The organism is Paenirhodobacter hankyongi (assembly GCF_003664585.1).
GTDB classification, from domain to species: domain Bacteria; phylum Pseudomonadota; class Alphaproteobacteria; order Rhodobacterales; family Rhodobacteraceae; genus Rhodobacter; species Rhodobacter hankyongi.
On record NZ_RCHI01000009.1, the window covers coordinates 13,725 to 36,383 of the forward strand.

Genomic DNA, 22,659 nt, shown 5'->3' on the forward strand with positions numbered 1-22,659 from the left:
TCAGGCCACCGCCGCGAGCAGGTCCTGGATCACCGAGCGCTCCCATTCCACACCGGCGGGCGAGTTGTAGTCCTTAATCGCGCTCCAAGAATATCCCTCGGGATAGGGACGACTGACAAGCGTGACTTCCTCGGAGAGCCGATGCAGCCCCGGAGAGAACTTGTCAGGCTCCATATCGATCACTACCAGCCGGGGTGTTGCAGCCCCGGCCTCAGCGATGACCCGCAGCAGTCGTTCGAGATACCCCCCGCAGGTCTCCGGGCGGAAGGGCTTCCAGCGGCTCACCACGTGAACCGCTCCGGGCTTGCGACTTGCCGTGTAGAAATTCGCTGCGAGCCTCTGCTGCTCGTCATAAAACCGCACGAAGCCATCGGAACACCAAGCCTCTCCGCGATGGTGGTTCCAGGTGATGCCCTGAGCGTCATTCACCGCCATGGGTTCCTTCGACGCGCGATGGATGCGCGTGCCCACACTGGCAGGATGGGCGTAGCCGGCAAAACGGTTTTCCAGGATCTCGACCAGCCCCGGCATGCGGTGGACGCCAAGGCAGAGGGGATTCAGATCCTCAAGGCTGTCGCGGAAGCCCCATCGATTCAGTATCACCCATGGATGGCATTCGCACCCCATGGGCACAAAGGTGCGTGAATTCAGCTCGTCGGCATGGACCTCACGGAACGCCTGGCGAGCGGCGACATTCGGCCCCAGCTGGCTGGCAAGAACCGCCATTTCCCGGACCGGAACACAACTCTGTTCAGCAGATTCGCTCAACCAGAGGGCGGTTTGCAGGTCTGGCATTTCGCCAGTTTCCTCCATTTTCCGCAGGCTGTCGCGGGCGAGATGGCGCAGGTCGTCCCAGCGATGCTGGCGCACCATCCCCTGCAACCCATTGAGGAGTTCGCCTTTGGTAAAAACCGGCGTCTGGGACAGTTCGCTTGCCATGGTGATCTCGCATTCCGAGGACGTGCCAGCTCGTCCCAAGACGAAGTTAGCTGCAGACTTCCAACATGTCTAGCGATGGGCGCCAAGCATCTGTCGGATCAGTCTCGGGGGAGGACGCCGCGGGGGGAGGGCCGTCAGACGAAGGTGTAAACCCGCCCCGACGTTCAAACCGGACAGGCAGACTACTTCTCTTCAAAAGCTGGGGGAAGTTTTGGTGGCGAGGGGGGGACTCGAACCCCCGACCCCGTGATTATGAGTCACGTGCTCTAACCTGCTGAGCTACCTAGCCACGCTGTGGCGCGTAGCTATGCGATGGCGCGCGGGGCGTCAATAGGCTTGCGCGAAAAATCTGCGCCCGCCCCGCGCGGCGGGCATCGGCAGGCCCCTGCCCCGCCCCCGGCACCGCCAGCAGGCCTTCGGCGGTGGATTTCGGCCCGGAAACCCCCTAGCCTCGGCGGACAGCCCCCGATCCCCGAGCACGAGACCCGCAGTGACCACAGCCAGCCCCGGCGTCGCCTTCTATTCGATCGGAGAGAACTGTCTTGGCCACGGCGTCTTGCAGCGCCACGGCGTCGCGCCGCTGCTTTCCACGCCGTTCAGCCACGCGCGGTCGAACATCGACTATGCGACGCAGCTCGTCGAAACCGATTTCGTCGACATGCTGACGCCGCGGTTCCTGCACCACGAGCAGCGCAACAAGACGCGGATGCCGGTCCATTCGCTCTATACCTGCGAGGCCGGACTCTATGAGAAATCCGTCTGCAACGGCTTCGAATTCTCGCATCATGACGTGATCGACGATGCCGAGAACCGCGCAAGCTACCTGCGCAAGGCGCAGCGGTTTCTCGACGGGCTGAGCGGCACCGGCCCGGCGTGTTTCCTCTATCACCACCGGCTGCACCGCACTCAGGACATCGCGCGGGTGGCGGCCAAGCTGCGCCGGTTTCAGGAGCTGTGCCGTGCCCGCTCCGGCCGGCCGATCTCGGTCACGATGTTCACCCAGCGCCTCGTCGGCAGCGACGATCAGCGCCGGGTGGAGTTCCTGCGGCCCGACGGCATCCCCGTGGCGATCCTGCACACCCGGCACAAATGGTGCGGCACCGATCCCGAGCAGTTCTGGGGCCGGGTCGACGACGATCTCTTCGCGCGGATGATCGGCGCCTTCGAGTTTCACGCGGCGACGGCCGGGACCTTCTGACCCCGGCCCGGGGCCCGTCTCAGTAGACCGTCACCGGCGTGCCGACCGGCACCGACTGGAACAGCTCGATGACGTGGTCGTTGACCATCCGCAGGCAGCCGTTCGACACCGCATGACCGATCGAGCTCGGCTCGGTGGTGCCGTGGATGCGGATCGCGGTGTCGCGGCCGTCCTGATAGAGATACATCGCCCGCGCGCCGAGCGGATTGTTCGGGCCGCCGGGCATGCCCGTCTCGGCATATTTCGCGTAATGGTCGGGCGAGCGCTTGACCATCTCGGGCGTCGGCTTCCAGCTCGGCCATTCGACCTTGCGCCCGACATAGGCGGTGCCGCGGAATTTCAGCTCGTCCTTGCCCACCGCCACGCCATAGCGCATCGCCTTGCCCGGCGCGATGACGTGGTAGAGGAAGAACTTGTCCGAGACGATGATGATCGAGCCCACGGCCAGCTCCGGCCGGACGTTCACCTCGGTCGGGTAATAGCGCTTCGCGATCGGCCATTGCGGCGCCGGTTTCTCCGGCGGCAGAACCTCGACCGGGTTCGAGGCGGAAGAGCCGGTGGCGGTGGTCTGTGCGGCCAGGGCAGTGCCCGCGAAGGGCAGCACGGCGAGGGTGGTCAGAAGGGTGCGGCGAAGCATCGCGGTCTCCGGTTATCGTTGGGGCAAGGCTATCAGGGCGCCCTGCCCCCCTCAACGGAAAAGGAAAAGGGCGGGTTCCCCCGCCCTGTCCCGAAATCTGTCCGGCGCGGGGCTCACTTGCCCTGGAAGGCGCAGCCGGTCTTGAAGCCGAGCTTCGAGAAGATCATCGCCGCCGGGCAAAAACCGGTGAAGGCCGACTGCAGCAGGTTCAGGCCGATGAAGACGGTGAACCACAGGAAGTAATGCGAGACATACCAGGTCAGCAGCACGCTGATCAGGACCATCACGCCGGCAAAGGCGAAGATCGTGCGGTCGAGGTTCATGGGGGGACTCCGTGACGGGGGTGGATCGGTTGGAAGGCGCTTTCGCCCCAGCTAGCATTGCCGCAACACAAATTCAAGTTCAGGAATGTTTTCCGAAGAGTTGACCCGGGCGGGGGCGCGCTCCAAGTGAAGCATCGGAGGTGCCCCATGTCCAAGACCACGTTCACCATCGACGGAATGCATTGCGGTGCCTGCACCGGCCGCGTCGAACGCGCGCTGAGTGCCGAGCCGGGCGTGACCAGCGCCACGGCGAACCTGATGGCGCGCTCGGCCCGGGTCGAATTCGAGGCACCGGCCACCCCCGCCTCGCTGGCCGCGGCGCTGGCCAAGGCGGGCTATCCGGTCAACCGCGCCGAGGCGACGCTCGACATCACCGGCATGACCTGCGCGAGCTGCGTCAGTCATGTCGAGCACGCGCTGACCGCGCTGCCCGGGGTGATCGAAGCCTCGGTCAACCTGGCCACCGAGACCGCGCAGGTGGACTATGCCCAGGGCGCCGTCGCCCCCTCCGAGCTGGTGAAGGCGGTCGAGGGCGCGGGCTATGGTGCGCGCGTCGCCACCGCCGATGCCCCCGCCGCGCCGGTCGCCGAGCGTCAGGCGGCGGAGGCCGCGAAGTTGAAGCGACAGGTGCTGATCTCGGCCGCGCTCACCCTGCCGGTCTTCGTGCTGGCCATGGGCACGCATCTGATCCCCGGCTTCCACATGGCGGTGATGCACACGATCGGCGAGCGCGCGAGCTGGTGGATTCAGCTTGTCCTCACCGCGCTGGTGCTGGCCTTCCCTGGCCGGGTGTTCCTGCGCATCGGCATCCCGGCCCTGCTGCGCGGCGCGCCCGAGATGAACTCGCTCGTCGCCATGGGGGCGCTGGCAGCGTTTCTCTATTCCGCGGTGGTGACCATCGCCCCGGGCCTTCTGCCGGTCTCGGCCCGCTCCGTCTATTTCGAGGCGGCGGCGGTGATCGTCACCCTGATCCTCGTCGGCCGCTGGCTCGAGGCGCGGGCAAAGGGACGCGCGGGCGAGGCGATCTCGCGCCTCGTCGCGCTGCGCCCGGCAACGGCCCGGGTCGAGCGGGAAAGCGGCCCCGTCGAGCTGCCGGTCGAGGAGCTCGCCCCGGGTGACATCGTGCTTCTGGCCCCGGGCGAACGCGTCGCGGTCGACGGGCTGGTGACCGAGGGCCATGGCTGGATCGACGAATCGATGCTGACGGGCGAGCCCGCCCCAATCGAGAAGACGCCGGGCGCCGAGATCACCGGCGGCACGGTGAACGGGCAGACGGCGCTCGCTTTCCGCGTCACCGCGACCGGCACCGACACGGTGCTCGCGCGCATCATCGCGCTGGTCGAGGAGGCGCAGGGCCAGAAGCTGCCGGTGCAGGCGCTGGTCGACAGGATCACCCGTGTCTTCGTGCCGGCGGTGATGGGGCTGTCGCTGCTGACCTTCGCGATCTGGATGCTGGCGGGGCAGGGCTTCACCCATGCCCTCGTCGCGGCAATCTCGGTGATGATCATCGCCTGCCCCTGCGCGATGGGGCTGGCGACGCCGGTCTCGATCCTTGTCGGCACCGGGCGGGGCGCGGAACTCGGCCTGCTGTTCCGCCGCGGCGATGCGTTGCAGCGCCTGTCCGAAGTGAAGACCCTCGCCTTCGACAAGACCGGCACGCTGACCCTTGGCCACCCCGAGCTGACCGATCTGATCCCGGTCGCGGGCATCACTGCGGAAGACGCACTTGCCACCGCCGCGGCGCCCGAGGCGCGCTCGGAACATCCGCTGGCCCGCGCGATCGTGGCGGCGGCCGCGGCGCGCAGCCTGCCCCTGCCCCGTGCCCGCAAGGTCGAGGCCCTGCCCGGCCGCGGCCTCTCGGCCGAGGTCGACGGCAAGACCGTGCTTCTGGGCAATGCCCGCGCGATGACCGAGGCGGGCGTCGACATCGGCCCGCTCGCGGCACAGGCGCTGGCGCTCGCGGGTGAGGGCAAGACGCCCATCTACCTTGCCCGCGACAGCGCGGCGATCGCGCTTCTGGCGGTTGCCGACCCGATCAAGGAACACGCGGCCGAAGCGGTCTCGGCGCTGCAGGCGGCCGGCATCGAGGTGGCCCTCGTCACCGGCGACGCGAAACCCACGGCCGAAGCGGTGGCGCGGCGGCTCGGCATCACCCGGGTCGAGGCCGAGGTCCTGCCCGAGGGCAAGGTCGCTGCGGTGAACGCGCTTGGCGGCAAAGGCGCCGTGGCCTTCGTCGGCGACGGTATCAACGACGCGCCGGCGCTTGCGGCGGCGGATGTGGGGCTTGCGATCGGCACCGGCACCGATGTCGCGATCGAGGCGGCCGAGGTGGTGCTGATGGGCGACGACCCGCGCGGCGCGGCCCGCGCGCTCAAGCTCTCGCGCGCGGTGATGCGCAACATCCGCGAGAACCTGTTCTGGGCCTTCGCCTATAACGTCGCGCTGATCCCGGTGGCCATGGGCGTGCTGCGTCCCTTCGGCGGGCCCGGCCTGTCGCCGATGCTGGCCGCGGGCGCGATGGCCTTTTCCTCGGTCTTCGTGGTGACGAACGCGTTGCGCCTGCGCCGCGCCCGGTTCTGACCGGAAGGGGGGCGGTCACCGCCCCCCCGCCTGCGCTTACAGCTCGCCGGTCAGGAACTGTGCCCGGCCATGGCCGAAGGACCAGTCCTCGTCGCCGTTCTCGGTGAAGGAGATCATCACGTCGCTCGGCGCGATGCCGCATTTCGCCTGCAGATCGGCGCAGAGGTTTTCATAGAAGGCCACCTTCGCCTCGCGCCCGCGCGGCCGCGAGACCACGTGCAGCATCACGAATTTCTCGGTGCGCGGAATGCCCAGCCCGGTGTCGAGCGCCTTCAGGTGGCTCGGCGCGTGCTCGGTCAGGATCTGATAGCGGTCGCCCTGCGGCACCTTGAAGGTGCGCACCATCGCCTCGTGGGCGGTGTCGAGCAGCAGCTCGATCTCTTCCGGCGTGCGGCCCTTGATGACGTGGTATTGCATGAGAGGCATTCGGTCTTGCTCCTGTTGGGTCTTTCTCCCCCCCGTTGCGGAACCCATGCCTCCCCGCCATGGCAGGCCCGCCCGGCGGGCGCACCCGTGCCCGGGCTACGCCCCTGCCCCGGCGCTGTCGAGCCGGCCGCGCCGATCAGACCGAAATCGTTGCCGCGACGGCACGGCGCCAGCGCGCATAGGCCGCCGCGCGCGGCGCCTCGGCCATCGCGGGCTCGAACCGGCGCTCGAGCGCCCAGTGCCGCCCGACCTCCTCGGGCCCCGGGCACAGCCCCGACTGCCAGCCCGCAAGCCAGGCCGCGCCAAGCGCCGTGGTCTCGGTCACCACCGGCCGGTCGACCGGGGCGCCGAGGATGTCGGCCAGGAACTGCATCGTCCAGTCCGAACGCGCCATGCCGCCATCGACGCGCAACACGCCCAGATCGAGCGTGCCGGCATCGGCCCGCATCGCCTCCCACAGGTCGCGGGTCTGATAGCCCACCGATTGCAGCGCGGCGCGGGCGATCTCGGCCCGGCCGGTGCCGCGGGTCAGGCCGAAGATCGCGCCCTGCGCCTCGGGCCGCCACCAGGGCGCGCCGAGGCCGGTGAAGGCGGGCACCATCAGCACCTGTTGCGCGGGATCGGCGGTCTCGGCCAGCGCCTGAGTCTCGGCTGCGCTGTCAATCAGCTTCAGCCCGTCGCGCAGCCATTGCACCACCGCCCCGGCGACGAAGATCGAGCCCTCGAGCGCGAAATGCGTGCGCCCGGCGAAGCGGCTTGCCACCGTGGTCAGCAGTCGGTGCCCCGAGGCGATGCGCGCCGCGCCGGTGGTCAGCAGCGCAAAGCAGCCGGTGCCATAGGTCGATTTCATCATCCCCGGCGCGAAACAGCCCTGCCCCATCGCCGCCGCCTGCTGATCGCCCGCCACGCCGCGGATCGGCAGCGCCCGGCCGAACAGCGCGGGGTCGGTGGCGCCGAACTCGGCCGCGCAATCGCGCACCTCGGGCAAGAGCGCCATCGGCACGCCGAAAAGCCGGCACAGATCCGCGTCCCACTCCCCGCGCTCGATGTCATAGAGCATCGTGCGCGCGGCATTGGTGGCGTCGGTCGCATGCACCCGCCCGCCGGTCAGCCGCCAGATCAGGAAGGCGTCGACGGTGCCGAAGGCCAGCGCCCCCGCCTCGGCCCGCGCCCGCGCGCCCGGCACCGCATCGAGCAACCAGCCGATCTTCGTCGCCGAGAAATAGGGATCGAGCAGCAGTCCGGTCTTCGCCGTCACCTCGGCCTCGGCGCCCGCATCGCGCAGGGCGGTGCAGGCCGGGGCGGTGCGGCGGTCCTGCCAGACAAGCGCATTGGCGATCGGCGCGCCGCTCGCGCGGTCCCAGATCACCGTCGTTTCGCGCTGATTGGTGATGCCGATCGCCGCCACCGCGTCGCTCATCGCCGCGCGTGCGCAAGACAGCGTCGTCGCCCAGATCTCCTCGGGGTCGTGCTCGACCTCGCCCGGGCGCGGATAGATCTGCGCGAATTCGCGCTGCACCGTCGCCACCGGGGTCAGCCCGCCCGTGCCCGTCACCGCGAAACGGATCGCGCGTGACGAGGTGGTGCCCTGGTCAAGGGCCAGAATCTCGCTCATCCTCTCCTCCCGGCCTCTCCTCAGGCCTCCGTCATCCCGGCTTCCGCACGGATCTGCGCCAGCATCCCCGCCACCGCCTGCACCTGCGCCGGGCTCAGCCGCAGGCCAAGCTTGCTGCGCCGCCACAGCACGTCCTCGGCCGTCACCGCCCATTCGCGGATGGCAAGCCAGCGCAGCTCGGCCTCGGTCAGGGTGGCGCCCAGATCCGCGCCCAGATCCCCGGCCGTGCGCGCATCCCCCAGCCAGGCGCGCGCCTCGGTGCCATAGCTGCGCACCAGCCGCGCGGCCCAGGGCGCGCTCAGGAACGGATAGTTGCGGATCAGATCGGCGGCGAGTGCGGGCCGGCCATCCACCGGGAAATCGCCGCCGGGCAGCGCCGCGCCGGCGGTCCATGGCCCCGTCGCCGACGGGAAGAAGGGCGCAAGCTTCGCCAGCGCCGCCTCGGCCAGCCGCCGATAGGTGGTGATCTTGCCGCCGAAGATGTTCAGCAGCGGCGCACCCTCGGCATCGAGGCGCAGCACATAGTCACGCGTCGCCGCGGTGGCCGAGCTGGCCCCGTCGTCATAAAGCGGCCGCACGCCGGAATAGGTCCAGACCACATCGGCGGGGGTCACGGGTTTGGCGAAATACTCCGACACGAAGGCGCACAGATAGGCGACCTCGTCCTCGCTGCACTGCGCCGCGCCCGGGGCGCCGCGATGGTCCTGATCGGTGGTGCCGATCAGGGTGAAATCGTCCTCGTAGGGGATGGCGAAGCAGATCCGCCCGTCGCGCCCCTGGAAGAAATAGGCCCGGTCGTGATCGAAGAGCCGCCGCGTCACGATATGCGAGCCGCGCACCAGCCGCACCCCCTCGGTCGAGGGCACATGGATGGTGGTGCGGATCACCTCGCCGACCCAGGGGCCGGCGGCATTCACCAGCGCCCGCGCCCAGACGCTGCCCGCCGGGGTGACCACGCGCCACAGCTCGCCCTCGCGATGCGCCTCGGTCACCCGGGTGCGGGTGCGGATCTCGGCGCCGCGCGCGGCGGCATCGCGCGCGTTCAGCACGACAAGCCGCGCATCGTCGACCCAGCCGTCGGAATATTCATAGGCCCTGGCAAAGCCCGGCCGCAGCGGCGCGCCGGCCGGATCGCGGCGCAGGTCGAGCGCGCGGGTGCCGGGCAGCGTGCGCCGGCCGCCGAGGTGGTCATAGAGGAACAGGCCCGCCCGGATCATCGCCGCCGGCCGCTTGCCCTTCAGCCAGGGCAGGAACAGCCCCACCAGCCGGCCGACCGGGGTGTCGGTCGGAAAGCGCATCGCCGGGTCGATCGGCAGCACGAAGCGCATCGGATGGCTGATGTGCGGGCTCGCCGCAAGCAACACCTCGCGCTCGGCCAAGGCCTCGTGCACGAGGCGAATCTCGAGATATTCGAGATAGCGCAACCCGCCGTGAAACAGCTTGGTCGAGGCCGAAGACGTGGCCTGAGCAAGGTCTGCCTGCTCGAAAAGCAGCACCGAGAGGCCACGACCGGCCGCATCGCGGGCAATGCCGCAGCCGTTCACGCCACCGCCGATGATGCACAGATCGACGGGATTTTCCTGCGTTGCTAAGGACATGACACCTCCTGGGATGGTCAGAGTGGGCCCGAGGTCGTGGCAGATGTCAAAGCCTTTCGGCGAGATCCCGCTCATCGGCGCACAGGGGCCCCGCTGCGCGCTAGGCGGCTTTCTCACGTGATTGTATCAATGTTGTAATCAAATGAGGAATGGAGCAGTTCCCGATGATGATCCGCCGCAGCCTGCTGCTGACGTTGCCCCTGGTTATCGCCCTCGCCGCCTGCGGCGCAGATCCCCGCGCGTCTTCGAAGGGCATGTCCCCGGATCAACTGCCGCTCCAGCCCGGCGAAAGCACCGAAATGCGGGGCCTCATCAACAAATACGCCGATCACTACGAGGTGCCGCGCACGCTGGTGCACCGCATCGTGCAGCGCGAAAGCGGTTACAACCCGACGGCGCGCAACGGCTCCTACATGGGGCTGATGCAGATCGACCCGCGCACCGCCTCGACCATGGGCTTCTCGGGCTCGTCGCGCGAGCTGCTCGATGCCGAGACGAACCTGAAATACGCGGTGAAATACCTGCGCGGTGCGTGGCTCTGTGCCGATGGCAACGAGAACGAGGCAGTGGGCTGGTATGCGCGCGGCTACTATTACGAGGCGAAGCGCCGCGGCATCCTGAAAGATGCCGGCCTGCGCGGCTGACCCCTCTCGCATGACGACGCCCCTGCTCCGGGGCGGGATGGCCGCCCCCGGGCGGCCTCATTCGTTTTCGCGCAGCACCCGGGCCGGGCGGGCCGCCAGCGGGCGCAGCGCGAAGACCAGCCCCGCGAGCAGAACCGCGCCGATGCCCCCCAGGGCAATCGCCACGGCCGGGCCGGGCGCAAAGCGATAGCTTGCCTCCATCACGAAATGCAGCACCGCCCAGCCGGCGAGCGCGCCGACCGCGACGGCGATGATCCCGGCCGCGGCGCCGGCGAACGCCGCGCGCAGCGCAAAGGAGCGCAGGATCATCCCCCGCGTGGCGCCCAGCGTCTTCAGAAGCGCCGCCTCGCGCGCCCGTGCCCCCTCGCCCGCCGCCGCCGCGCCGATCAGCACGGTGAAGCCGGTCGCCAGCGTGACCGAAGCCGCGAGCGCCACCGCCCGCGCGATGGTGGCAAGCGCCTCGCTCACCCGCGCGATGGCGTCGCGCACCCGGATCGCGGTGATGTTCGGGAAGGCGCGCGCCAGATCGCGCAGGATCGCCGCCTCGCTCGCCTCGGGGGCGTAGATCGTGGCAATGTCGGTGTGCGGCGCGCCCGCCAGCGCCGCGGGGTTCAGCGTCAACACGAAGCCGATGCCGGCGGTCGAGAAATCGACATCGCGCAGCGAGGTGATCGTCGCCTCGATGTCGCGGCCAAGGATGTTCACGATGACCCGGTCGCCCAGTTTCAGGCCGAGTTCCGCCGCCTCCTTCGCGGCAAAGCTGGCCTGCGGCGGACCGTCATACCCCTCGGGCCACCAGGTGCCCGCCGTCAGCCGCTCGCGCGGGGTGGCGGCGAAGGTCACACCGCGATCGCCGCGCAGCACCCAGTGATCGCCCGCCACCTCGCGCGCCGGACGGCCGTTGATCTGGGTGATGACGCCGCGCAGCATCGGCGCGGTGTCGACGCGGCTCACCTCGGGGAAGGCCCGCAGCCGGGCGAGCAGCGGATCCAGCTGATCGGGCTGGATGTCGATGATGAAATAGGCCGGCGCCACCTGCGGCAGGTCGCGCGCGATGGCGCCGCGCAGCCCGGCGTCGATCTGGCCCACGGCCGACAGCACCGACAGCCCGAGACCAAGCGACAGCACCACCGGCAGCACCTCGGAGCGCGGCCCGCCGATCGCGGCCAGCGCCGCATGCAGCGCGGGCCGGCCCTGTGCCAGCGGGATCGCCGCGCGGGCAAGCCCGCGCAGGCCAAGCGCCGCAAGCGCCAGCAGGCCAAGCGCGCCCGCGACGCCGGCAAAGGCCGCCAGCGTCAGCCCGACCTCGCCCGAAAGCGTGGCCGCCGCCCCGACCAGCACCGCCACCAGCGCGCCGATCAGCACCAGCGACCCCGCGGGCGGCAGACTGCGCCCGCGCCCGGTGCTGCGATAAAGCGTCGCCGCGCGCAGCGCCGACATCCGGCCCAGCGGCCAGAGCGCGAAGATCGCGGCCGTCAGCGCGCCGTAAAGCGCCGCCTCGAAGAGCGGGCGGGCCGACAGCCCGACCTCGACCGGCACCGGCATTGCCCGCGCGATGGCCCCCGCGGCGGCGAGCACCGCCCCCGCCCCCAGGATCAGCCCGGCCGCGATCCCCGCCGCGCCCAGCACCGCAAGCTGGATCAGGAAGGCCGCGCGGATCGTGCCCGAGGTCGCGCCCAGCGCGCGCAGCGTGGCGATGGTCTCGGCCTTGCGCTCGATCCAGGCCGAGACGGTGGCCGAGATCCCGACGCCGCCCACCGCAAGCCCCGCCAGCCCGACAAGGACCAGAAAGGTCGCCAGCCGGTCGGTGAACCGCTCGGCCCCCGGTGCGGCGCGGCGGCTGTCGCTCCAGCGCATCCCCGCCCCCTCGAACCGGGCCAGCGCCGCGGTCTTGAGCCCGTCGAGCCTCGCGCCCGCGGGCAGGGTGACCCGGTATTGGGTTTCGTAAAGCGAGCCCGGGGCGAGAAGCGGCCCGGCCTCGATCGCGGCGAGCGAGACGATGCTGCGCGGCCCGAAGGCGATGCCCCCGCCGGTACTGTCGGGCTCGCGCACGATCCGCGCCATCATCACGAAATCTTGCCCGCCCAGGGTGAAGCGGTCGCCCGGTTTCAGCCCCAGCCGGTCGGCCAGCACCGGATCGAGGAAGGCGCCCGGCACGCCGCCCTCTCCTGCCAGCGCCGCGGGCGGCAGCGGCGGGTCGAGCACCAGCGCCCCGGTCAGCGGATAGGCGCCATCGACCGCCTTCACCTGAGTGAGCGCATAGTCGTCGCCTGCGTTCAGCATCGAGCGGAACTCGACCAGTTCCGACAGACGCCCGGCATGGGCGGTGATCCAGTCGCGTTCCTCCGCCGTGGCGCGGCGATAGGTGAAGTCGTATTGCGCGTCACCGCCGAGCAGCACCGCGCCCTGATCGGCCAGCCCCGCCCGGATCGCACCGCGCACCAGCCCGACCGCGGCAATCGCCGCGACACCGAGCATCAGGCACAGCAGGAAGACCCGGAAGCCCCGAAGCCCGCCACGCAGCTCGCGCCGGGCGATGCGCCAGGCAAGGCTCATGCCCGCACCCGCCCGTCGGCGATCTGCACCACCCGGTCGCAGCGCGCCGCAAGCTCGGGGGCATGGGTAACAAGGACGAGCGTCGCCCCGTGCCGGTCGCGCAGACCGAAAAGCAGGTCCATGATCGCCGCGCCATTCGCCGCATCGAGGTTGCCGGTGGGCTCGTCCGCAAGCAGGATCGCCGGGCGCGGCGCCACGGCCCGGGCCAGCGCCACGCGCTGCTGCTCGCCCCCCGACATCTCGGACGGATAATGGCCGCGCCGATGCGCAAGACCCACGGCGGCAAGTTCGGCCTCGGCCCGCGCCCGGGCATCGCCCACCCCCGCGATCTCGAGCGGCAGCGCGACGTTTTCGAGCGCCGTCATCGTCGGCACCAGATGGAAGGACTGGAACACGATCCCCATCGTGCCGCGGCGGAAACGGGCCAGCGCGTCCTCGTCCATCGCCGTCAGGTCCTGCCCCAGCGCCGTGACCCGGCCGCCGCTCGCCCGCTCCAACCCGCCCATCAGCATCAGCAGCGAGGACTTGCCCGAGCCCGAGGGGCCGGTCAGCCCGACGCTCTCGCCCCGGTTGATGTTCAGCGAAATGCCGCGCAGGATCTCGACCGGGCCGGCATTGCCGTCAAGGGTGAGCCGGGCGTCGTCGAGCGAAAGGACCGTGTCCGTCATGAGAAACCATTTTTCCGTGCCTGTCTTCGGATATGGGCCCCGCGCGCGGCTGTGCAAGCTGGCGGCGGCGGCTTTCCTCGCCCTCGCCCTGCCTGCCGCGGCGGAAGTGCCCGAGGTGCTGGCCTTCGGCGACAGCCTGACCCAGGGCTACGGGCTGATGCCGGGCGAGGGGCTGGTGCCGCAGCTGCAGGGGTGGCTCGCCGCGCAGGGGAGCGCGGTGCAGGTGGTGAACGCCGGCGTCTCGGGCGACACCACGGCCGGCGGGCGGGCGCGGATCGACTGGTCACTGACGCCCGGGATCGACGCGGTGATCGTGGAACTTGGCGGCAACGACCTGCTGCGCGGCCTGCCGCCCGCCGCGGCGCGCGCGAACCTGGACGCGATTCTGGCCGCGGTGACGGCACGCGGGCTGCCGGTGCTCTTGGTGGGGCTGCCGGCGCCCGGCAATTACGGCCCCGCCTACAAGGCCGAGTTCGACGCGATCTGGCCCGCGCTTGCGGCGAAGTATCACGCCCTGCTGCTGCCCGATCTGCTCGCGCCGATTGCCGCGCTGCCGCCCGAGGAGCGCGCCGCGCGCGGGCTGATGCAGGGCGACAACATCCACCCCTCGGCCGCGGGGGTGAAGCTGGTGGTGGCGGAACTTGGCCCGAAGGTGCTCGAACTGCTGGCAAAGGCGCAGCCCGCGCCCTGAGCTCAGACCGGGCGGCGGTCCATCCACCACAGCATGCCGGCGCCCAGCACGCCCAGACCCGCGCCCAGCCCGGCCACGAGCCCATAGCCGCCAAGCGTGGTGCCGATCGCGAAGGTGGCGGCGCAGATGCCGTCGCCCGCAAGCTTTTGCAGCGCCATCAGCGAGGCGCCGGCACCTGGGCGGTCGCTGAGCAGCTCCTGCAGATAGGCCATCGGCTGGGTCAGCACGATCGCCCCCCCCGCGGCGCCCGGCAGCATCAGCAACCAGACGAAGGGGGTGCCGGCCAGAAGCGGGATGCCGGCGAGGTGGACGGCGTAAAGCGCCATGCCCACCCAGATCAGGCTGCGCGCCTCGACCCGGCCCAGAATGCGCGGCAGCGCCAGCATGAAGGGCACCTCGAGCCCGGCCATGATGCCCGCGTAAAGCGCCGTCGCCCCGGCGCCCCGCCCCGGCACCGCCGCGAAGACAAGGCCGATGACGACGAGGTAAAGCGTCACCGCGCCATGGATCGTGCCGAGCGCCAGCACCCGCGCCAGCACCCGCCCGCCGGCGATCTCGCCCAGCGACTGGCGGAAGGTGAGCCCCGAGCGGGTGTCGCTCCAGCGCGTCGCGCCATCGCGGGGCCAGAACAGCGCGGTGAGGGCGAGGATCGCGACCGAGAGCGTGAGGCACACGGGATAGACCGCGGTCAGCGGCGTGCCGGCGCGGAAGGCCACCGCCCAGACCGGCAGAACCACCACCCACGGCACCGCGAAAAGCGCGCGCAGCGTGCTTTGCACGGCGCGGCGGTCTTCCTCGGGGTGGGTGGAGGCGGCAAGACGGGCCAGCGCGAAAAGCTGGCCGAAGAACGAGCCCGACAGCGGCAGGAGCAGCGCATGGGCAAACGCGAAGCCCGGCGCGTTCGGCGCAAGGATCACCATCCCGGTGCCCAGCGTCAGGAACGCCCCGGTGACGAGCGCGATGCCGCGCCGGTTCGCGCGCTGATCGGCGAGGATGCCGAACACCACCGAGGACGAGACGGCGATCGCCGAGGCCACGACCAGCAGCACCGAAAAGGCACTGTCGCTCAGGTGAAAGACGGTGACCGCCAGCGCCGAGACATAGGGGGCCATGGTCGCCGCATGGGCGCCATAGAGCACCAGAAGCGCGGCGGCGAGCAGCAGCGCGGGGTCACGCAGGATCGGTCGGAACGGGGCAAGAAACGGCATTGTCACCTCGGGCAATGCCGCCTCATGCGCCGGGGCGCGGCGTGATGCAAGGGGGCGCCGGGGGCGCCCTGCGGCTCAGGGCAGCATCTTGCCGGGGTTCAGGATCCCCTTCGGATCAAGCGCCGCCTTGATTGCCGCCATCACGCTCAGCGCGACCGGGTCCTTGTGCGCGGCAAGCGTCGCGCGTTTCGACAGCCCGACCCCGTGCTCGGCCGAGAAGCTGCCGCCAAGCGCCACCGCCTCGCCGGCGATCGCGGCGCGGATCGCGGCCAGATGGCTCGCCTCGTCGCGGCCCGGATAGACCGAGTAATGGATGTTGCCGTCGCCCAGATGCGCCACGAGGAAGACCTCGGCCTCGGGGTCGAGCGTGGCAAGCCGCAGCTCCATCCGGGTCAGGAACTCCTGCAGCCGGTCAAGCGGCAGCGCAACGTCGGTGTCGACCATCACCGGCTGCACAAAGGTGATCTCGGCCGCGGATTCGCGCATCGTCCAGAGCCGGCGGCGCTGTGCCTCCGAGGTCGCGACCACCGCCTCGGTGAGCGAGCCGTCCTCGAGCGCGCTCTCGAGCAGGGTCTCGAGCCGCTCGACCGGATCCTCGCCGGCGATCGTGGTCGCGATCTCGACCATCACGTTCACCGCGCAGGGCTCGAACGGGCAGGCAAGCTCGGGTTTCAGCCGGCCAAGACGCTCCATGTAATGGGCGGGCATGAACTCGAAGGCCTCGACGGCGCCGCCGCTGCCGGCCTGCAGCCGGTGCAACAGCGCGAGCGCCCCCTCGAGCGTGTCCATGCCCAGAAGCGCGGTCGCATGGGCAACCGGCGCCGGCGCCAGCTTCAGCACCGCCGCGGTGATGACGCCGAGCGTGCCCTCGGCCCCGATCATCAGATCGCGCAGATCATAGCCGCTGTTGTCCTTGTGCAGCCCGGTCAGCAGGTTCATCACCCGCCCGTCGGCCAGCACCACCTCGATGCCCAGGCACAGCGCCCGCGCATTGCCATAGCGCAGCACGTTCGAGCCACCGGCATTGGTCGAGAGGAACCCGCCCACCATCGCCGAGCCCTTCGCCCCGAAGGTCAGCGGGAAGACAAGCCCGTGGCGCGCCGCCTCGTCGTGCAACGTTTCAAGGATCACCCCCGCCTCGGCGGTGATCGTGCGCGCGGCGGGGTTCACCTCGCGCAGCCGGTTCATCCGTGCGAGCGACAGCATCAGCGCCCCCTCGGCCGCGGCGCCGCCGTTCATCCCGGTATTGCCGCCCACCGGCACCACCGGCGTGCCGGTCTCGCTTGCAAGCCGCAGCACCGCGGAAACTTCCTCGGTCGAGCCCGGGCGCAGCACCGCAAGCGGGGTCCAGTGATAGTGCCCGGTCCAGTCGTCGCGGTAGCCCGCGGTGTCGTCACCGGTCAGCACATGGGCGGGGCCGATCAGGTCACGCAGGCGGTCGAGAAGGGTCATGCGGGTCTCCCGTGGATGCGGCGGCCGCCACCCCGGGGCGTTCGGGCGCTGTCCGCGCCAGTGCCCCCCGGAGGCGACCGTCATCGCGGCCGGCTCAGCGCCAGTCGAAAAAGCCTTTCGGCGCCTGCGCGAGCAGCCGGCGCGCCAGATCGGCACCAAGCGCGGCGCCTTCGGTCAGCGGCCCGTGCGCCTCGCCCGGGATCGACTCGGAACCATCCGGGCGCAGGATCTCGCCGCGCAGCCAGAGCCGGTCGCCGACAATCTCGGCAAGCCCCGCAATCGGCGTCTCGCACGAGCCGTCGAGCGTGGCGAGGAAGCTGCGCTCGGCCGCAAGACGCACCCCCGTGGGCCGGTCGTGGATCGCGGCGAGCAGATCGGCGCAGCGCGTGTCGGCCGTGCGCCGCTCGATCCCGATGGCGCCCTGCGCGACGGCGGGCAGCATCTCGTCGGGGCCGATGGCAGAGCGCGCGACCTCGGCCTTGCCCAACCGGTTCAGCCCGGCCATGGCAAGGAAGGTGGCATCCGCCACCCCGTCCTCGAGCTTCTTCAGCCGGGTCTGCACATTGCCGCGGAACTCGACCAGCTTCAGATCGGGCCGGCGGTTTGCCAGCTGCGCCCGCCGGCGCAGGCTCGACGAGCCGACGACCGCGCCCTCGGGCAGATCGGCGAGGCTTGCATAGCGCATCGAGACGAAGGCGTCGCGGGTGTCCTCGCGCGGCAGGAAGCAGTCGAGCAGCAGCCCCTCGGGCTGGGCCGTCGGCATGTCCTTCATCGAATGCACCGCGATGTCGATCGCACCCGAGACGAGCGCCTCCTCGATCTCCTTGGTGAACAGGCCCTTGCCGCCAAGCGCCTTCAGCGGCTGGTCGGCCGCGATCAGCGCGGCATTGTCGCCGGTGGTGCGGATCACCACGATCTCGAAGGCCTCCGGCGGCAGGTCATGCGCCGCACTCAGCCGCGCGCGGGTCTCATGAGCCTGCGCGAGCGCGAGCGGCGAGCCGCGGGTGCCGATCTTCAGCGGGTCCGTTGCGGAGGGCATCTGTTTCATGGCCCACGGCATAGCCGCGACCGATTGCCCGCGCAAGCGGGGCGAACGTGCGCAATGCTTGACAATCGGCCGCAGCCCGCGATGAAGAGGGGCAAAGGAGATCCCGATGAGCGACAAGACGATCCTGCGCGCGCTGCGTGGCGAGGTGCTGCCCACCCCTCCGGTCTGGATGATGCGGCAGGCGGGCCGCTACCTGCCCGAATATCGCGCGACCCGGGCGCAGGCGGGGGATTTCCTCTCGCTGTGCTACAATTCCGAGCTTGCGGCCGAGGTCACGCTGCAGCCGATCCGCCGCTATGGCTTCGACGCGGCGATCCTGTTCGCCGACATCCTGCTTCTGCCGCAGGCGCTTGGCGTCGATCTGTGGTTCGAGACCGGCGAAGGCCCGCGGATGTCGACCACCACGACGCCCGCCGAGCTGGCCGCGCTGAAGGGCTGCGACGACATCCACGACACGCTTGCCCCGATCTACGAGACGGTGCGGATCCTGCGCCGCGAACTGCCGTCGGAGACCACGCTGATCGGTTTTGCCGGCGCGCCCTGGACCGTCGCGACCTACATGATCGCCGGCCACGGCACCCGCGACCAGGGCCCGGCGCATGCGCTGAAGGCCACCGATCGCGCCACCTTCGCCGGCATCATCGACCGGCTGACCGAGGCGACGGTCGAGTATCTGGCAAAACAGGTCGAGGCCGGGGCCGAGGTCGTCAAGCTCTTCGACAGCTGGGCGGGCAGCCTGAAGGGCCAGGATTTCGAGGATTTCGCGGTGGCCCCCACGGCACGGATCATCGCGGAGCTGAAGGCGCGCTTCCCGGGCCTGCCAGTCATCGCCTTCCCGCGCGAGGCGGGCGAGGGCTATGTCGGCTTTGCGAAGAAGACCGGCGCCGATTGTGTCGCGATCGACAATTCGGTCTCGGCCGACTGGGCGGCGGCGCATGTGCAGAAGGACGGCTGCGTGCAGGGCAACCTTGACCCCCGTCACATGGTGACCGGCGGCGACGCGCTGGTCGAGGCGACGCGCGAGGTGGTGCGCGCCTTCTCGAAGGGGCCGCATATCTTCAACCTCGGCCATGGCATCACCCCCGACGCCGATCCCGAGAATGTCGCGCTGATGGTCGAGACGATCCGCAAGGGATAGGGCCCGCGACCGCCGGGGCCGGCCCCGGCGAAGATGCGTATTCATGCGAAGAAAAAAAGGGGCCGCGAGGCCCCTTTTGTCATTCGCGGATCATTTGCCGCGGAAGGTCTTCGGCCCGGGCTTGCCACCGGGCTTGCCGGCGAACTTGCCCGCGGGCTTTCCCGCGTATTTTTCGGCGGGCTTGCCGCCCTTGGCGTATTTCGCCTTCGGGGCAGCGTCCTTCGCGGCGGCGCCATGGCCGCCCTCGCGTGCCCAGGGGGCGGCCTTGCGGGCCTTCGGCGCGCCGCCCTCGCCTTCGGGGCGGTCGAACTTGCGCGCCGGGCGCGGGCCATCGGTGCCCTCGGCCCGCTCGAACTTGCGGGGCGGGCGCGGCGCGCCCTCGCCCTCGGCGCGGTCATATTTGCGTGCGGGCTTCGGGGCACCCTCGCCCCAGCCCTGGCCCTTGCGGTGCGGCTTGCGCGGACCGCGGTCGTCGTCGCTCTTCGACCAGCGCGAGGGGCGCGGCGCCGGACGGTCGAGCCCTTCGGGGGCATCGGCCAGCGGCGTGACGGTGCACTTGTCTTCCATCACCATCGAGGGAGCGAGCGAGCCCTCGAACCGGTCCGCGGCCTCGGCGTGGATCTGCACGAAGGTGTGGTCCTGCATCACCCGGATCATGCCGATGTCGCGGCGGGTCAGGTCGCCCGCGCGGCACAGCATCGGCAAAAGCCATTTAGGGTCGACCCACTGGTCATGCCCCATGGTCAGCCGGAACCAGCGCGAATTGCCGAATTCCTCGCGGGCGCGCGGCTTCGGCCCGTCGAGTGTGACCGGCACCAGATCCTCGGGCGCCGAGCGCGCGGCGCGGAAGTTGCGCAGCACGGCAGCGGCCAGCGCGCGCGGCTCGAAAGCTTCAAGCAGGCGCTCGATGCCGTCGAGCTCATCGGCGGTCGGCGCCTCGGTCAGCACTGCCTGCTGCAGCATCCGCTCCTCGTCGCGGGCGAAGATCTCTTCGGGGCCCGGCGCGCTTTCCCAGGTGGCGCTCACGCCCGCCTCGCGCAGCAGCCGCTCGCCCTTCGAACGCAGGTTCAGCGGCACCACCAGCGCCGAGATCCCCTTCGCGCCGGCGCGGCCGGTGCGGCCCGAACGGTGCAGCAGCGCCTCCTTGTTCTGCGGCAGGTCGGCGTGGACGACAAGTTCCAGCCCCGGCAGGTCGATGCCACGCGCCGCGACGTCGGTCGCAATGCAGACCCGGGCCCGGCCGTCGCGCAGCATCTGCAGCGCGCGCGAGCGTTCGTCCTGCGTTAGCTCGCCCGAGAGCGCCACCACCGAGAAGCCGCGGTTGAGCAGCTTGCCGGTCAGGTGCGTGACCGCGGCGCGGGTCGAGCAGAACACGATCGCGCGTTCCGGTTCATGGAAGCGCAGCAGGTTGACGATGGCGTTCTCGCGGTCGGTCTTGTCGACGACGAGGGCGCGATAGTCGATGTCGGCATGCTGGCTGCGCGCGGCGATGGTCGAGATCCGCTCGGCGTCGCGCTGGAAGGTGGCGGCAAGGCGGGCGATCTCGGCCGGCACGGTGGCCGAGAACATCAGCGTGCGGCGGGTCTCGGGCGCGGTCTCGAGGATGAACTCGAGATCCTCGCGGAAGCCGAGGTCGAGCATCTCGTCGGCCTCGTCGAGGGTGACGACTTTCAGCTCGCTCAGATCGAGCGCGCCGCGACGGATGTGATCGCAGATCCGGCCCGGGGTGCCGACGACGATATGCGCGCCGCGTTCGAGCGCGCGGCGCTCGGCCCGCGCATCCATGCCGCCGACGGCGCCAGCGATCACCGCCCCCGCCCGGGCGTAGAGCCAGCTCAGTTCGCGGCTGACCTGCTGGGCCAGTTCGCGCGTCGGCGCCACGACCAGGGCCCGCGGCAGATCGGCATAGGGCGGGATGCCCTCGTCGCCGATCAGCTCGGAGGCCATGGCAAGACCGAAGGCCACGGTCTTGCCCGAGCCCGTCTGCGCCGAGACCAGAAGATCGCGCCCGGACAGGCCCGGATCGGAAACCGCCTCCTGCACGGGGGTGAGGGCGGCATAGCCCTTCTCGGCCAGCGCCTCTTGAAGCGCGGCGGGAAGGTGATCGAACTGGGTCATGTCAGGGGCTTTCGCAACGGCGGAAAGCGCGGGTTCTAGCGGCTTTCGCCCAGGAAGGAAAGCCCTTTCCGAACGGGCCCGCCGGGGCTGCGCGAAGCTCAGCCGAGGTCGGGCTCTTCCGGGGCCGTGCGGCCGCGCCCGATCACCTGCGCGTTGAAGCGCGCGATGTCGGCGGCAAAGCGCTGTCGCTCGGGTTCGCTCCAGTCGGCCAGCATCTCCTCGAGGCGGCTCAGCCGCAGCGCCTGCATCTCGGCGCAGCGCGCCCGCCCCGCCGCCGTCGCCTCGATCAGCGCGCTGCGGCCATCAAGCGGGTTCGGCCGTTTCGCGATCAGCCCACCCTTTTCCAGCGCCGCAATCTGTGCGTCACCGTGGAATGATCGAGCGCCAGCGTGGCCGCCAGATCGCCGCTCGGCCGCGCCCCCTCGCGCAGCGCCAGCAGCAGCAGGTATTGCGCCCGTTCAAGCGGATACTTGCGCGAGCGGTAGAGCCCCTCGAGCGCGCGCACAAGAACGGCAAGGTCATGCTCGATCGCCTTCCGCGCCGGCTGGGGATTGGGCAATGCCTTCTTCGTGGTCACTGCACTGTCGGTTCTGGTCGCGGTGACGCGCGGCGGCACCGGGCGCGCGGTGCTGATCTACGAGGCGGCGATGGGGCTGGGCCTCTCGGTCGGCCCACTTCTGGGCGCGGCGCTTGGCGCGCAGTCCTGGCGCTGGCCCTTCTTCGGCACGGCAACGCTGATGGCCGTGGGGCTGGTCTCGGCGCTGGTCTTCCTGCCCTCGCGGCCACGGCCGGCACAGAAGACGGCGCTGAGCGCACCGATCCGCGCGCTTGCCCACCCGGGGCTTTTCACCGTGTCGCTTGCCGCCTTCTTCTATTACTTCGCCTTCTTCGCGGTGCTGGCCTTCGCGCCCTTCGTGCTGGACCTGTCGGCCCACGCGGTCGGCGCGATCTTCTTCGGCTGGGGGCTGATGCTGGCGCTGTTCTCGGTCTTCGTGGCGCCGCGGGTCGAGGCGCGCTTCGGCCTTGTGCCGGTGGTCGCGGTGGCGCTTGTGGCGCTGGCCGTGCTGCTCGTCGTGATGGGATCGGGCAACAAGCCCGCGATCGCCGCGGCGGTGATCCTGTCGGGGGCGATCATGGGCGTGTGCAACACGCTCTTCACCGAGCTCGCTCTCGAAGTGTCGGACGTGCCGCGGCCAGTGGCCTCGGCGGGCTACAACTTCCTGCGCTGGTTCGCCGGGGTGGTGGCGCCCTGGGCGGTGCCGACGATCGCCGAGCATGGCTCGGTGCTGGCGGCCTTCTCGCTCGCGGCGCTGGCGGCGCTGCTCGCGCCCGCGACGCTGTGGCTGCGCCGCGGCTCGATCGCGCATCACAAGGCGGTGCCAGGCACCGCCCCGGCGCCGGGGCTGGTCGTCGCCGCGGTCGATGGCAGCGATGCCGACGCGCGGGTGATCGACCGCGCCGTGGCGCTGGCGAAGGCCACGGGCAAGCTGGCGGTGCTCGCGCTCCATGTCCGGGTCAGCGAAGTGCTTGACGGCGCCGAGACCGAGACCGAACCCCGCCCGCAAGCCGCGGCGATCGTGGCGCGCGCCCGCGCCCGGATCGCGGCGGCGGGGGGTGCGGCGCAGGGCGAGGTGCTGCACGCAACGCCCGGCCAGGCGGTGCGCGCCACCTTTGCCCGGGCCGAGGCGGGCGGTGCCGCCCATGTGGTGATCGGCGCGCCGCACGCGGGGGCGCTCGACGACCTGCTGCATGGCAGCTTCGCCCGGGCCGCCGAGGCGGCGGGGCGTCAGGCGGCGATCACGGTGGAAACGGTCGACTGA

Annotated in this window: 19 protein-coding genes, 1 tRNA gene and 1 pseudogene; 6 read left to right on the plus strand and 15 right to left on the minus strand. The window is 70.6% G+C overall.

All coding sequences use genetic code 11. The features are described from left to right. Both DYS74_RS11010 and DYS74_RS11015 read right to left on the minus strand, forming a co-directional pair. Window positions 1–939 (minus strand): hypothetical protein, encoded by a 939-nt coding sequence (locus DYS74_RS11010; protein ID WP_121533749.1) that lies wholly within the window; start codon window positions 937–939, stop codon window positions 1–3. 212 nt (window positions 940–1,151) lie between these two features. Next, window positions 1,152–1,228, minus strand: a tRNA-Met gene (locus tag DYS74_RS11015). 201 nt (window positions 1,229–1,429) lie between these two features. Here DYS74_RS11015 and DYS74_RS11020 point away from each other — a divergent pair. Next, the gene (locus DYS74_RS11020) at window positions 1,430–2,137 is read left to right on the plus strand and encodes a DUF1796 family putative cysteine peptidase (protein WP_183077511.1); all 708 of its coding nucleotides are present in this window, start codon (window positions 1,430–1,432) and stop codon (window positions 2,135–2,137) included. 19 nt (window positions 2,138–2,156) lie between these two features. Here the strand turns inward: DYS74_RS11020 and DYS74_RS11025 are convergent, their stop codons facing one another. Together DYS74_RS11025 and DYS74_RS11030 are read right to left on the minus strand one after the other, a co-directional pair. Next, entirely contained in the window at window positions 2,157–2,774 is a 618-nt protein-coding gene (locus tag DYS74_RS11025; RefSeq protein WP_121533751.1) for a L,D-transpeptidase, read from the minus strand. Between the two features lie 113 nt (window positions 2,775–2,887). Then, window positions 2,888–3,097 (minus strand): YgaP family membrane protein, encoded by a 210-nt coding sequence (locus DYS74_RS11030; protein WP_121533752.1) that lies wholly within the window; start codon window positions 3,095–3,097, stop codon window positions 2,888–2,890. Between the two features lie 147 nt (window positions 3,098–3,244). Here DYS74_RS11030 and DYS74_RS11035 point away from each other — a divergent pair, with 147 nt between their 5' ends. Next, window positions 3,245–5,677, plus strand: coding sequence for a heavy metal translocating P-type ATPase (locus DYS74_RS11035; protein ID WP_121533753.1), 2,433 nt, complete (start codon window positions 3,245–3,247; stop codon window positions 5,675–5,677). Between the two features lie 36 nt (window positions 5,678–5,713). Here the strand turns inward: DYS74_RS11035 and DYS74_RS11040 are convergent, their stop codons facing one another. The 3 genes from DYS74_RS11040 to glpD form a co-directional block, all read right to left on the minus strand. Further along, window positions 5,714–6,103, minus strand: a complete 390-nt coding sequence (locus tag DYS74_RS11040) for a tautomerase family protein (RefSeq protein WP_121533754.1) — start codon at window positions 6,101–6,103, stop codon at window positions 5,714–5,716. A 136-nt stretch (window positions 6,104–6,239) separates the two neighbouring features. Next, the gene (gene glpK, locus DYS74_RS11045) at window positions 6,240–7,718 is read right to left on the minus strand and encodes a glycerol kinase GlpK (protein WP_121533755.1); all 1,479 of its coding nucleotides are present in this window, start codon (window positions 7,716–7,718) and stop codon (window positions 6,240–6,242) included. Between the two features lie 20 nt (window positions 7,719–7,738). Continuing rightward, window positions 7,739–9,316, minus strand: a complete 1,578-nt coding sequence (glpD, locus tag DYS74_RS11050) for a glycerol-3-phosphate dehydrogenase (protein WP_121533756.1) — start codon at window positions 9,314–9,316, stop codon at window positions 7,739–7,741. Between the two features lie 299 nt (window positions 9,317–9,615). On the opposite strand from glpD, the gene DYS74_RS11055 reads away from it, so the two are divergent. Next, a complete protein-coding gene (locus tag DYS74_RS11055) occupies window positions 9,616–9,960 on the plus strand; it encodes a lytic transglycosylase domain-containing protein (RefSeq protein ID WP_342769162.1) in 345 nt (114 codons plus the stop codon). 57 nt (window positions 9,961–10,017) lie between these two features. Here the strand turns inward: DYS74_RS11055 and DYS74_RS11060 are convergent, their stop codons facing one another. Both DYS74_RS11060 and DYS74_RS11065 read right to left on the minus strand, forming a co-directional pair. Continuing rightward, complete coding sequence (locus tag DYS74_RS11060) at window positions 10,018–12,516, minus strand: ABC transporter permease (RefSeq protein ID WP_121533757.1); 2,499 nt, start codon at window positions 12,514–12,516, stop codon at window positions 10,018–10,020. After that, window positions 12,513–13,184 carry an ABC transporter ATP-binding protein gene (locus DYS74_RS11065; RefSeq protein ID WP_121533758.1) on the minus strand — a complete coding sequence of 224 codons (672 nt, stop codon included), beginning with the start codon at window positions 13,182–13,184 and terminating at the stop codon, window positions 12,513–12,515. The genes DYS74_RS11060 and DYS74_RS11065 overlap by 4 nt, the downstream gene beginning before the upstream one ends. On the opposite strand from DYS74_RS11065, the gene DYS74_RS11070 reads away from it, so the two are divergent. Next, window positions 13,183–13,875, plus strand: a complete 693-nt coding sequence (locus tag DYS74_RS11070) for an arylesterase (RefSeq protein ID WP_121533759.1) — start codon at window positions 13,183–13,185, stop codon at window positions 13,873–13,875. The genes DYS74_RS11065 and DYS74_RS11070 overlap by 2 nt on opposite strands. Window positions 13,876–13,877: 2 nt before the next feature. Here DYS74_RS11070 and DYS74_RS11075 read toward each other — a convergent pair. The 3 genes and pseudogenes from DYS74_RS11075 to hemC all read right to left on the minus strand — a co-directional run. Continuing rightward, window positions 13,878–15,104: pseudogene (locus DYS74_RS11075) on the minus strand (MFS transporter); the annotation flags it as partial. A gap of 54 nt (window positions 15,105–15,158) precedes the next feature. Continuing rightward, window positions 15,159–16,535: an FAD-binding oxidoreductase gene (locus tag DYS74_RS11080; protein WP_121533761.1), complete on the minus strand. Its 1,377-nt coding sequence runs from the start codon at window positions 16,533–16,535 to the stop codon at window positions 15,159–15,161. A 94-nt stretch (window positions 16,536–16,629) separates the two neighbouring features. Next, the gene (gene hemC, locus DYS74_RS11085) at window positions 16,630–17,574 is read right to left on the minus strand and encodes a hydroxymethylbilane synthase (RefSeq protein ID WP_121533762.1); all 945 of its coding nucleotides are present in this window, start codon (window positions 17,572–17,574) and stop codon (window positions 16,630–16,632) included. A 115-nt stretch (window positions 17,575–17,689) separates the two neighbouring features. Here hemC and hemE point away from each other — a divergent pair, with 115 nt between their 5' ends. Then, window positions 17,690–18,721, plus strand: coding sequence for a uroporphyrinogen decarboxylase (gene hemE / locus DYS74_RS11090; protein ID WP_121533763.1), 1,032 nt, complete (start codon window positions 17,690–17,692; stop codon window positions 18,719–18,721). 90 nt (window positions 18,722–18,811) lie between these two features. Here the strand turns inward: hemE and DYS74_RS11095 are convergent, their stop codons facing one another. The 3 genes from DYS74_RS11095 to DYS74_RS11100 form a co-directional block, all read right to left on the minus strand. Then, on the minus strand, window positions 18,812–20,839 hold the full coding sequence (locus DYS74_RS11095) for a DEAD/DEAH box helicase (RefSeq protein WP_121533764.1): 2,028 nt from the start codon (window positions 20,837–20,839) through the stop codon (window positions 18,812–18,814). 98 nt (window positions 20,840–20,937) lie between these two features. Further along, entirely contained in the window at window positions 20,938–21,087 is a 150-nt protein-coding gene (locus DYS74_RS18670; RefSeq protein WP_183077512.1) for a hypothetical protein, read from the minus strand. 80 nt (window positions 21,088–21,167) lie between these two features. Further along, window positions 21,168–21,398: a MarR family transcriptional regulator gene (locus DYS74_RS11100; RefSeq protein ID WP_147435492.1), complete on the minus strand. Its 231-nt coding sequence runs from the start codon at window positions 21,396–21,398 to the stop codon at window positions 21,168–21,170. Window positions 21,399–21,408: 10 nt separating this feature from the next. On the opposite strand from DYS74_RS11100, the gene DYS74_RS11105 reads away from it, so the two are divergent. After that, window positions 21,409–22,659 carry an MFS transporter gene (locus DYS74_RS11105; protein WP_245965267.1) on the plus strand — a complete coding sequence of 417 codons (1,251 nt, stop codon included), beginning with the start codon at window positions 21,409–21,411 and terminating at the stop codon, window positions 22,657–22,659.

Bases quoted from the DNA above. Each gene is read 5' to 3' on its own strand.
- glpD (WP_121533756.1), bottom strand. From the start codon at position 9,316: ATGTCCTTAGCAACGCAGGAAAATCCCGTCGATCTGTGCATCATCGGC.
- glpK (WP_121533755.1), bottom strand. From the start codon at position 7,718: ATGAGCGAGATTCTGGCCCTTGACCAGGGCACCACCTCGTCACGCGCG.
- DYS74_RS11035 (WP_121533753.1), top strand. From the start codon at position 3,245: ATGTCCAAGACCACGTTCACCATCGACGGAATGCATTGCGGTGCCTGC.
- DYS74_RS11040 (WP_121533754.1), bottom strand. From the start codon at position 6,103: ATGCCTCTCATGCAATACCACGTCATCAAGGGCCGCACGCCGGAAGAG.
- DYS74_RS11030 (WP_121533752.1), bottom strand. From the start codon at position 3,097: ATGAACCTCGACCGCACGATCTTCGCCTTTGCCGGCGTGATGGTCCTG.
- DYS74_RS11025 (WP_121533751.1), bottom strand. From the start codon at position 2,774: ATGCTTCGCCGCACCCTTCTGACCACCCTCGCCGTGCTGCCCTTCGCG.
- DYS74_RS11095 (WP_121533764.1), bottom strand. From the start codon at position 20,839: ATGACCCAGTTCGATCACCTTCCCGCCGCGCTTCAAGAGGCGCTGGCC.
- DYS74_RS11055 (WP_342769162.1), top strand. From the start codon at position 9,616: ATGCGGGGCCTCATCAACAAATACGCCGATCACTACGAGGTGCCGCGC.
- DYS74_RS11080 (WP_121533761.1), bottom strand. From the start codon at position 16,535: ATGACCCTTCTCGACCGCCTGCGTGACCTGATCGGCCCCGCCCATGTG.
- DYS74_RS11010 (WP_121533749.1), bottom strand. From the start codon at position 939: ATGGCAAGCGAACTGTCCCAGACGCCGGTTTTTACCAAAGGCGAACTC.
- hemC (WP_121533762.1), bottom strand. From the start codon at position 17,574: ATGCCCTCCGCAACGGACCCGCTGAAGATCGGCACCCGCGGCTCGCCG.
- DYS74_RS11060 (WP_121533757.1), bottom strand. From the start codon at position 12,516: ATGAGCCTTGCCTGGCGCATCGCCCGGCGCGAGCTGCGTGGCGGGCTT.
- DYS74_RS18670 (WP_183077512.1), bottom strand. From the start codon at position 21,087: ATGCAGGCGCTGCGGCTGAGCCGCCTCGAGGAGATGCTGGCCGACTGG.
- DYS74_RS11070 (WP_121533759.1), top strand. From the start codon at position 13,183: ATGAGAAACCATTTTTCCGTGCCTGTCTTCGGATATGGGCCCCGCGCG.
- hemE (WP_121533763.1), top strand. From the start codon at position 17,690: ATGAGCGACAAGACGATCCTGCGCGCGCTGCGTGGCGAGGTGCTGCCC.
- DYS74_RS11065 (WP_121533758.1), bottom strand. From the start codon at position 13,184: ATGACGGACACGGTCCTTTCGCTCGACGACGCCCGGCTCACCCTTGAC.